An 11,076-nucleotide genomic window follows, 5' to 3' on the forward strand; every position below is an offset into this window, starting at 1 on the left:
GGTAGCAGGCCTCAGGATTTGCTTTCCAGCAGCGTAGTGTAGAGATTGACGTAAGCGTCAATCATATGGTCGGCAGTAAACATCTCTTCAAAACGACGACGCGAGTTTTCGCCATAGCGGCTGGCGGTTTCATCGTTATGCCAGAGCTCATTCATCGCCTCCACCAGCGCCTGACTGTCATTCGGCGGGATCACACAGCCATTCACTTTGTCCTGGTTAATGAACGAGGTCCCGGTGCCGATCTCGCAGGAGATCAGCGGCCTGGCGAAGCGCGCGCCTTCCAGTAATGTAATGCCAAACGCTTCGGAACGTAGATGCGAGGGGAAGACCACGCCCCGGCAGAGCTGGAAGAGAATGTATTTATCTTCGTCGTTGAGCATGCCGGTAAACACCACATTGCTCAGCCCGCGTTGCTGCGCCTCACGACGCACTTCCGCCTCCAGCGGCCCGCCCCCGACGATCACCACCGGCAGCCTGCTACGTTCGGCGGCATCCAGCAGAATGTGCAGCCCTTTGTAGTAGCGGAAAGCGCCGACGAAGAGGAAGAAGTTATCGCCGACGGTTTCCCGCCAGTGCGCCACCCGCTGTGGATCGTGTTGCACGTCATGCTGCTCCAGACCAAACGGGATCACCACGGTTTTATCCTGATATTTTTTCAGGGTCTGGCTGGAGGCCACATAGTTTGGCGACGAGGCGACGATGCAGTCTACGCTGGCGAGGAATCGCTCCTGCAGCGGCTGGTACAACTTCATTAACCGTTTTTGTTTCACAATATCCGAGTGATAGGTCACCACCGTTCTGGCGTCAGGCCGCGCCGAGAGATGCAACATATCCATGAAAGGAAACGGAAAATGGTAGTTGATGATGTCGTAATCATCTTTAATCTGCTTAAAACGCTTTAACGCTTTCAACGAAAACGGCGTGGAGGCAATTTCAAAAAGCTGCTTATTATAAATGACCCGATGGTCTTCGTAGGCGACAGGACCTGTCTCTTTGTCCGGGCTAAAAGTAAAAACATCGGCTGCGATTCCCCGGCGGGCGCAGCCCTGACTTAGCTGATAAATGACCTGCTCAATACCGCCGTAGGTATCGGGATAGTAGGTCTTATAGACGTGTAGAACTCTCAACTGACACCCTTAGAGTAATTTATAGGCGTTAATGGTCTGGGTCGTACAGTTCTCCCACGAAAACTGTTTCGCCTGGGCAAGACCGCGCGCGGTGGCGACTTCCCGCCAGCTATCATCCTGCAGGCTCTGCAAAATATGCGCGCTAATCGCGTCTACATCATTAGGATCGGCAACGAGGCCGGCATCGCCAACCACCTCAGGCAAAGAAGTGACATTGGAACATACTACCGGCACACCGCAAGACATCGCTTCAAGAATAGGTAAACCGAATCCCTCATAGAAGGAGGGATAAACAAAGGTTCTGGCCGCCGCGTACAGATAAGGCAGGTCTTCATCCGGGACATAGCCCAGGTAACGGATCCACCCTTCACGCGTACCGCGCTCGACTAACTGCCACAGCACATCGTCTTCCCATCCGCGATAACCGCTGAGGATCAGCGGGTAGCGCATGCGGGTCTCCATCGGCAGCAGCTGATAGGCCTGCAGCAGACCGCGGATATTTTTACGCGGCTCCATGGTGCCGATATATAACGCATACCCCTGCCACGCCAGCTGATATTTCTGCAGGACCGGCAGGCACTCCGCCGGGCTGCGCGGAATATAGTCGCTGCTGCAGGCCAGCTTGGTGGTGACGATCCGATCCGCCGGATAGTTGAACAGGCGGATGATTTCACTGCGCGAGAAGTCGGAGACGGTCAGGATCAGCTTCGCCGAATCCAGGCTCTCGTGCAGGGACTTCTCCATATAGCGAACCCGATCTTTTGGATGAAATTCCGGGCAGGTAAAAATGGAGATGTCATGAAACGTGGTCACGGCGCGTTCCAGGCGATGCGGCAGATAGAAATTGGGACCATGGTAAATGTAGTCTTTGTAATCGCGCAATGCCCACGCCTGGCGCCGCGGATGCAGCAGGCGATACGCCTCAATCAGCAGCGGCTGGCGACGCAGAAACGCCGACAGACGACCATGATTGCTGGCTTTGGTATCGCTTTTATTCTCCACCTGGGGGATCTGATCGATAAACGACGCGCCGTGAAACAGCTTCAGCTCTTCGATTTCACGGGCAACCGCCAGCCGCTTAACCAGCTCCAGGGAATACCGACCGATGCCCGTTAATGGGTATTTAATTGGCTCAGTAGCAAAAATAATTTTCATAATAAATGACACATCATCATCTAGCTCCCCTTGTATTCAAAGGCAAAAAAACAAGGGGGAATATTTTTATTTAAAATATTTAGCTTTAGCTAAGCCTTGACACATATTAACCAGGCGGCGTGCAACAGCATAATAATCATGTTGTTCACGCCATGCATCGGCACGTTGTTGAGTCCTGGTCGCCCAGGCGTCCTGTTCACGGATGGAATGAAGGATCCGGTCAATCCCCTGACTGATATCGTCGACGCTGCATCCATCAAATTTAAAGACCGCATCGTCCAGATCATCAAATATCGCCAGGGGTGTTACCGCAACAGGTTTTTGGGTTGCCATGCCATAACGTACCGCTCCGCTAGCTGACTCACCCGTATTCTGGTAAGCAAAAATCAGTAGATCAGCTTCTGAGAGCAGCCGCAAACTTTCCGCATCAGGCAGGAAATCATTATGCATCTCAATGAGATCGTTAACACCTAGCCGCTGAGCTGCCGCTTTAAGTTCTGCCACCAGATCGCGTGATTCTCCAACCGGATACTCCGCGTTAACCAGACGCAAACGAACCGGTTTCCCCGCCTGCTTGAGGCGATGGACGGATTCTACCAGCTCCATCAGGCCCTTATGCGGTAAGCAGAAGCCATAGCTCGCAATTAACGGTAAAGCCTGCTGTTGACGCGCGGCGCTCCCAGCAGCGTAGTTGATAACACCATGCGGAAATAAAGCAACATTATCGGTTAAGCCTAAATCTTTAAGGCGGTTCATATCGGCAATTGAATGCACCAACAATCGGTCACAAAGCGCCAGCGCATCCGCCATTTCGGCAAGGCGGAAATTCCAGGTCGGCTCTTTTTCCAGCGGATCCACAGTTGAATGCATCGTCATGACAACCGCTCGACCGGCGTCATGCTGGCGACGAATAAACGCCGACAGTTCGCGATGATTAAAGAATCCATAGTTAAACTGGATCACGATGACATCAAGTCGCAGAGCATCAATTTGTGGCTGGAGATTTTCAAGATAGTTATTTTCTTTACCCACAATCCAGTTGCGCAGTACAAACTCTTCGTCTGCACACACAAGATCTCCAGCGCTGACCTGGGGAGCAAAAACAACATCCGCGCCATGCGGTGCGCTCTCCAGCAAATGCTGAGAATAGGTTGCGATCCCACATTTCGTGTTCCAGGTCGTCAACCAGCCAATTCGCGCCCGATGCTGAGCAATATCAATATGCGCACGCAGCGTCTTAACTGCCTGACGAGAACGATCAGCCACCGCTTTCCAGGTAAACTGCTGCAGAATAAGCTCGCGACCAGCATCAGCCATGTCATGCAGCACTGATTTATCCGTCGAGGCTGCAGCTTTTAACGCATCCGTTAAGTTGTCAATGTCCACACTGGCCCATGTCGAGGCAAACAGACCAAAGTGTGTTTTTACCCGGGTAAACTGATAGTTAACCAGCCATGAATTTTGTGAATTAACAAAATCTAGTTGACCGCTCCAGTTAGTGACGATGGCAGGAAGCCCACTCAGCATTGCTTCAGCAATAGGTAAACCAAAGCCTTCGGCGCAACCTGGAGCAACCAGAACATCGCAGCTTTCATAAAGCCCTTTAAGCTGGCTGGCTGACATATCCTCTTTGATTATTTCAACTTTGGGGTAGTCCGCGAATTGAGCCTGGGCGTGTGCCAGCCACGCGTCAATTTCATTGTGTGGATTGTTAAAAGTCTTAATGATCAAGATAACATTGTCACGACGAGTGAACGCCCTGCCCCAAGCCTGAAGCATTGCCTGCACCCCTTTTCGTGGGAAGCAGGAAGAGACATGCAGGAAACGGAAGGTTTCCTCATCCACATCTTTTGCCGTTTCAGCTGCTGTGGTGAGCCAATGATCGCAGCCGTTGCCTACAACAAATGCAGGCACATTCAAGCCGTTGTCAATCAATACCTTACGGACATGTTCTGAAGTACACAGCACGCCGTCAAGTTCCCGGTTAAATTCATTAATCCACGGCTGTGGAAAACCCGTTTCTTCCCAGGCATAGCAATGAAGGAGTTTTACTTTGGCATCCATATCGGCAACCCGCGGTGGATAGATATTTCTGCTAAGAATATCTATCTTTTCGTTACTCTTGCGGGTACGACATTGATTATAAAATGCCAGAAGATCGCTATTTTCCGGCTGTGCCATAAACGAGGCATCCGGCGCAAAATCGCCCGGCCCTTCAGTGGAGTGCAATAGTACTTCTACACCATCGGCTGAGAGTGCCCGGGCAAACTCCCGATTCACCAGCGCCAGACTATATGAGCTATCGAAGGGACCTTCCACACGCCAGGTCAGCGCCTTATCATCAATTTGATACAGCTCAGCCGTCTTCAGATTGTAATCGATGGCCGTTGCGCACAAACGCAGATCGCGCTCATCTGGCTGACAGTGAGAGATAGCAAGGATCCGCTGAATCAGTGCCTCAGGCAAGACCTGCACGGTGCCGGCGTCTTCTGTCGCAATCTTCTCGAAAGCTTCCAGAGCCGTCACGGCAGCGTTGTCCCAGGAGAAATTACGTGCTTGCTGCTGAGCCATTTCCTTCAGGCGCGCCAGGAATGGAGCATCATTCAGACATTGCGCGATCTTTTCCCGAATGGAAGAGACAGAATACGGGTCGAATAATGCCTCAGGATTACCGATGACTTCAGGAATACTGGTGACATTTGAGCCAATGGCCGGTGCGCCGCACGACATTGCTTCCAGAACAGGCAGCCCAAAGCCTTCATGCAGCGAAGCAAAGATGAAAAGCTTACACAGACGATAGAGTTGAATCAGCTCATTTTCCGGCACATAGCCAGTCAGAACCAGTTCACCCTGCTGCAACCCATTACCTGACGCCATGGATTCCAGATACTGACGATCCCCAATGGACAGCTTACTAACGATAACCAATTGATGGCTGCGACGTAGAGCATCACTGAGTCCTGCATAGGCCTCAATCAATCGCTTAAAGTTTTTCCTGGAGTCAAATCCACCTGGTGCATACAGCACAAACTCGCGCTGAATACCGTAATGGCCAAGGACGGACTCTTTCTCGCTCGCTGTCACTTCCGCCATACAAAACTGAGGATCGGCTGCAGCTGCAATATTCTGCACATGGTCGCCCTGCAAATGCAGATGCTCAATCGCTTCCTGTGCCGTATAAGCGGAGTTAGTTAGCAGAAGGTCAGCGTTTTTTAACCATTCCACTTTCTGTAAATAATAGGATTTGAATACATCATCCAGCAGATAGGTCTCAGCCTGGACCAGGGGAATAAGATCGTGATGCAGTACGGCTACTTTGTACTGACGACTAAATTTGTGTACCGAAGTGGCCGCATCGTCGACATGACCTTCAAACAAGCTTGTAATGAAAACGACATCCGGACGCAATGATTCAAGAAACGCTTCCCGAATCAGTTCTGCGCTCTCCCGACGCCATTCATTACCTTTATCCATTGCACGTACTGGTCCTGCAGCATGCCAGACGACTATGTTGTCTGCTGGCAGGAGATCAGCAAATTGCGCCTTAACATCAGTAATCGACTCACCCAGCATAGCGGATAGCGCGATGAAAACCTCATGTCGATTGTTATTTCTAATAATCGCTCTGGCGATAGCAATACTATAACGACCAATGCCACGAAAGCGGCTTTCCGTCTGCGCGCCTTGTAAATCAATGACAATACGCATCGTTATTTCTCCGTATTTTTATTTTTTAATTCGTTATAAATACTCAACGCGCGACTTGTCATTTCTTCAGTACCCACATCATATCTTCTGGACTGCATCATCATCGTGTCAGATTGCACCAGCATTACGCGCTGGAACAAACGCTGTAGCAATGTGTAGCAGCCGGTTTTTCTTAGAAATTTAAACAGATAAACCTTTGACTTAGGATAACGATGGAAAAAGACCAGCGAGAGCGCCATCCCTTTGCGCAATATTTTTTTCGCCGCCCGACGGGCTCGTACTTTAGCCCCTTCCTGACGCAGTAATTGGCGTTGCAAAGACAGCCAGCGTAGAGGTTGAGTGATACGCCATGAACGGCTGTTATGCAAATCTGCCACTTGCTGATGAAGCTGATTGTTCTGACCAATGACATGATTTAGTTCGTCAACCTGGCCTTGCAACGTCTGAATATTCTCTGCCATTTTGCTTAGCTGGCGCGTATATGTCTGGTTTAACGTCTCCAGCTGTGAGGCAAAGGATGAGAACTGTTGGCGTAAAATTGCATCGTAACGGTTGCTCAGGACATCCAGCGTCAGGCCATATTGTTGGGTAAACAGGGTTTCAAAGCGTTCAAGAACATCTGCAGGCGCTGCTTTCTGAGCAATGATGCTGTAATCGGGGCTAACACCTTTAAGCACATCGACCAGATTAACCGCTGCGTCCGGGGATTTGAGAGCCTCTTTTTCCTGTAGACGAACGGTAATTGCCCGGTTAAAACCATAATGAATAGGTAAAAACTCAAGCAATGGCGGCGGCAAAGGGTGATTATGCGTTGGATCCATATAAAATGAACAGGTCCCGACGCTTACATTCTCCGGGTTCGGCGTTTCGAGGATTAGCAAACCGCCAGGTTTCAGCACCCGTAAGGTATGCATGACGAGCTGCTGCAATACCTCAAAGGGCAAATGCTCAGCAATATGGAAACCAGTCAACGCTATCAGACTCTGGTCTGCTTGATTTTGCAGAAACTGCAGACAATCCATTTTCTGCACGTTCAGCCCGGCTTCCTTGGCACGTGCCAGCATGCCATCATCGAGATCGACGCCGATGTTCGCAATACCATTTTCAGTCAGGATTTCCAGCCATTCACCACGTCCACAGCCAATATCCGCAATCACGCCTTCGGGATAAAGATCCTTCAGACGAGACAAGAAAGGTAAATAAAAACTCAGGCGGTTCTTGATATCTTCAACCGAACCTCTGTGTCGTTCTTCAAATGAACGATAAAACGACGAACCCATTAAGAAATCTCCAGTTCAGGTGGCAACCAGGACACGCCGACAAACTCTTGTTGTTCCGTGTTAACGACGTTGAATACCACGGCCAGATCGCGCCATTCATAGTTTTTGCCGAGGTGCGTACTGGAAGTATGCAACGCGACAGCGACAGAATAGGAGCCAACCCCCAACCTCGCATCAAAAGAGAATAAAAACGAACGCTTTTCGCCTTTTTTCAGGCTGGTGAGTGTTTGTTTGAGATGATGCGTATTGGTCCCGAAAATCGGTTGCCCAAGTCGATCCTTGATCATATAACCGACGACGAGCTCAGGGATATCAGCCTTAACCTCAACATTAACCTGCAAGCTGATCCGATGCCCTACCGAGGCAAATTCAGTCACATTGCCCTGTTCATCGAGAAGATGAACCTCAGAGATTGTCACTTCACCAGTGCCTGAAACAGTTTGCGTTTTACCGTTGTGCTCAACTTGTTTAATGGACTGATTTTGCTTATCGGCAAGAAGCGCATTGTAATAATCCATCACCGCTTCAGGCTCGCCTTCCATCTCAATGTGGCCTTTGTTCAACAAAATAGCCCGGTCGCAAATGCTCTGGATCGCCTGTTTATCATGAGATACCAGCAGCAACGTGGTTCCTTCCAGACGGAATTTACGGATACGTTCGAAACTTTTATGCTGGAAATAGGCATCCCCAACGGATAACGCTTCATCAATAATCAGCACATCAGGACGGATAGCGGTCGCTACGCTAAAAGCTAATCGAACCTGCATACCACTGGAATAGACGCGCACCGGCTGGTCGATATAATCCCCGATCTCCGCAAACTCTTCGATTTGCGGCATCAACTCAGTAATTTTCTCAGAGGATAACCCCAGCAGTTGCCCTGACATATAAACGTTCTGTCGGCCAGTGAAATCAGAATGAAACCCCATACCCAGTTCGAGTAAGGCAGCGACACGGCCTGAGATTTCAATCTCTCCGGTCGTTGGCCTGGACGTACCGGTAATAAGTTTAAGTAGGGTACTCTTGCCCGCACCGTTGATACCGATAATACCAACCGCCTCTCCCGGAGCAACTTCGAAATTAATGTCGCTGAGGATCCATTTAAGATTATGGCGTTTTGTATTCAGAGGGGATAACCATTCGATCAGTCGCCCAGTTTTTGAGTGATACTGGCGATATGCCTTACCGACATTTTTTACTCTGATATAACTCATTATAATTCATCCACCATATCCGCCGCATGCTTGCGGAACATCCTGAAACCGATGACGCAGAAAATAATGGCGAGAGCCAATACTGGCCATAGCGAATACCAGTTGGGCGCCTGATGGTAGGCGAAGATGGACTGATAAGATTGCATGACCCGAGTCATCGGATTATAAAGCAGCAGATTTTTCGCCCATGCTGGTAATGAATTCAGTACGTAAACAATGGGAGTGAACCAAAACCAAAATTGCAGTGCAACCCCAACCAGTTGCCCCACATCCCGGAAAAAGACGTTCATCACACCGAGGATCATACCCAGCCCACCGGCAAAAAGGATCTGCAAAAGCAGAACCGGTATCACCGAGAAAAACAGCCAGCCAGGGAAGTTACCAGTGACAATGATAAAAATCAGAAACAGGCTGAAGATAATCGCGAAATTAAGCACTGCTGATAACGTCACGATGATCGGCAGACAAATTTTCGGAAAACTTAGTTTCTTGATCAGATTAGCATTATTGATGAATACGCTCTGACCTTTATCCAGCATCTCTGTAAACAATCCCCAGGTCAGTACCCCAGAACAGAGATAAATACTGTAGGCAAACGGCCCGGTGTTGTCGGGCATTCTGGCCTTCATCACCTCGGAAAAGACCAGGGTATAGACCAAGATCATAGAGAGCGGTTGTAAAACGAGCCATAACGCGCCCAGCATACTGGTTTGATAGCGTGCCTGAAAATCACGCTTAACACTGCTCCAGATAAATCCCCGATAACGATAAATCGTCGTTAGTAAATCTCTCACCTTATTCCCCGCTTAACAGGTGTAACAGCTCGGTCGTTTTCTCATTCATTAACGCAGTATCCGCTCTGGACTCCACGTTCAGACGCACCACCGGCTCCGTGTTGGACGTGCGCAGGTTAAAGCGCCACTCAGGGTATTCAATACTGATACCGTCCGTTGTGTCGATGTGTGCGGCCGCCGGCTCATACTGCGCCCGGATGCGCGCTATCGCCTCCGCCGCATTCCCCAGCTTGCGGTTGATCTCCCCCGACGCCGGGAACGCCGCCTGGCGGTCCGCCACCAGCGATTTCAGCGAACTGTTCTTCAGGCACAGCAGCTCCGCCACCAGCAGCCACGGGATCATCCCGCTGTCGCAGTAGGCGAAGTCGCGGAAGTAATGGTGCGCACTCATCTCCCCGCCGTAGATGGCGTCTTCCTGGCGCATCCGCTCCTTGATGAACGCATGCCCCGTCTTCGACATCACCGGCTGGCCGCCGCTGCGGGTCACGATGTCCACCGTGTTCCACGTCAGACGCGGGTCGTGAATGATTTTCGCCCCCGGCTGCTTCTGCAGGAACGCTTCCGCCAGCAGGCCGACAATGTAGTACCCCTCGATAAACGACGCCTCGTCATCGAACAGGAAGCAGCGGTCGAAGTCGCCGTCAAAGGCGATACCCATGTCCGCCTGATGCGCACGCACCGCGTCGGCGGTGTCCTGGCGGCACTCCGGCAGCAGCGGGTTCGGGATACCGTTCGGGAAATGGCCGTCCGGCTGGTGATGCACCTTGATAAAGGTCACCGGCGCCCCGGCCGCCGCGAAGCGTTTCTCCACCTCATCAATCACATGCCCCGCCGCCCCGTTGCCGGAGTTCACCACCAGCTTCAGCGGACGGGTGAAGTTCGCCAGGTCCACGTAGCCCATCAGGTGGTCGACGTACTCCTTCAGCACCGATATCTGGCGCAGGGTCCCGCGACGCGCCGGGTCCACCGGCGGGAACTGGTTCTCCTCCGCCAGGCGCTGGATATCCCGCAGGCCGGTGTCGCCGCTGATGGGCTTCGCGTTCTCGCGCACCAGCTTCATGCCGTTGTAGTTCATCGGGTTATGGCTCGCCGTCACCTCGATGCCGCCGTCCACCCCGAGGTGGAAGGTGGCGAAGTAAATCTCTTCCGTGCCGCTCAGGCCGATATCCAGCACGTCGGTGCCGGCGTCCATCAGCCCGCGGGCCAGCGCCAGCTTCAGCGACTCGCTGGTGAGGCGCACATCGCCCCCCACCACTATCTTCCCGGGTTTCAGAAATTCGCCATAGGCGCGGCCGATACGGTAGGCGATGTCCTCGTTCAGTTCCTCGCCCAGTTCACCACGGATGTCATAAGCCTTAAAGCATGTTAACTGTGTCATTCTGCGTTTTGTCCCGAAAAAATTAGCAACGACCATACTGGTCTTTAATACGAATAATGTCGTCCTCGCCGAGGTACGACCCCGACTGGATCTCCAGCACTTCCAGCGGAATACGGCCCGGGTTTTCCAGGCTGTGCTCGGCGCCAATCGGAATAAAGGTGGACTGGTTCTCGGTCAGCAGGAACTGCTTGCCGTTGACCGTCACCTGGCCGGTGCCGGCGAGAATGACCCAGTGCTCGGCGCGGTGGTGGTGCATCTGCATCGAGAAGGCGCCGCCCGGTTTCACGGTGATACGGTTGACGTTGAAGCGCGGGGTCTGGACCACCACGTCGCAGCGGCCCCAGGGACGGTAAATCTCGCGGTGGCGCTTGTACTCGCTGCGCTGGTTCTGCTTGAGGAACTCGACCGCCTTCTTCACGT

General features: G+C 51.7%; 8 protein-coding genes. All 8 read right to left on the bottom strand.

Annotation, left to right across the window (positions count from 1 at the left end; all coding sequences use genetic code 11):
- Positions 1-11: 11 nt before the first annotated feature.
- A complete protein-coding gene (gene wbdC, locus CW267_RS24530; RefSeq protein ID WP_004184789.1) occupies positions 12-1,127 on the bottom strand; it encodes an N-acetyl-alpha-D-glucosaminyl-diphospho-ditrans,octacis-undecaprenol 3-alpha-mannosyltransferase WbdC in 1,116 nt (371 codons plus the stop codon).
- A gap of 9 nt (positions 1,128-1,136) precedes the next feature.
- Positions 1,137-2,282, bottom strand: coding sequence for a glycosyltransferase family 4 protein (locus CW267_RS24535; RefSeq protein WP_032740083.1), 1,146 nt, complete (start codon positions 2,280-2,282; stop codon positions 1,137-1,139).
- 66 nt (positions 2,283-2,348) lie between these two features.
- Complete coding sequence (locus CW267_RS24540) at positions 2,349-5,990, bottom strand: glycosyltransferase (protein WP_032740085.1); 3,642 nt, start codon at positions 5,988-5,990, stop codon at positions 2,349-2,351.
- Positions 5,991-5,992: 2 nt separating this feature from the next.
- Positions 5,993-7,270: a class I SAM-dependent methyltransferase gene (locus CW267_RS24545; RefSeq protein WP_008804108.1), complete on the bottom strand. Its 1,278-nt coding sequence runs from the start codon at positions 7,268-7,270 to the stop codon at positions 5,993-5,995.
- Complete coding sequence (gene wzt, locus CW267_RS24550; RefSeq protein ID WP_023322961.1) at positions 7,270-8,484, bottom strand: O8 family O-antigen export ABC transporter ATP-binding subunit; 1,215 nt, start codon at positions 8,482-8,484, stop codon at positions 7,270-7,272. Before wzt ends, CW267_RS24545 begins: the two co-directional genes overlap by 1 nt.
- Positions 8,484-9,278, bottom strand: a complete 795-nt coding sequence (gene wzm, locus CW267_RS24555) for an O8 family O-antigen export ABC transporter permease subunit (protein WP_008804106.1) — start codon at positions 9,276-9,278, stop codon at positions 8,484-8,486. Before wzm ends, wzt begins: the two co-directional genes overlap by 1 nt.
- 1 nt (position 9,279) lies before the next feature.
- Positions 9,280-10,656, bottom strand: a complete 1,377-nt coding sequence (rfbK, locus tag CW267_RS24560; protein ID WP_032731030.1) for an O9 family phosphomannomutase RfbK — start codon at positions 10,654-10,656, stop codon at positions 9,280-9,282.
- A 22-nt stretch (positions 10,657-10,678) separates the two neighbouring features.
- Positions 10,679-11,076 (bottom strand): cupin domain-containing protein (locus CW267_RS24565; protein WP_133124756.1); only part of this gene is annotated, 398 nt, incomplete at its 5' end.

Source organism: Klebsiella sp. X1-16S-Nf21 (genome assembly GCF_002837615.1).
Lineage (GTDB): Bacteria > Pseudomonadota > Gammaproteobacteria > Enterobacterales > Enterobacteriaceae > Klebsiella > Klebsiella variicola.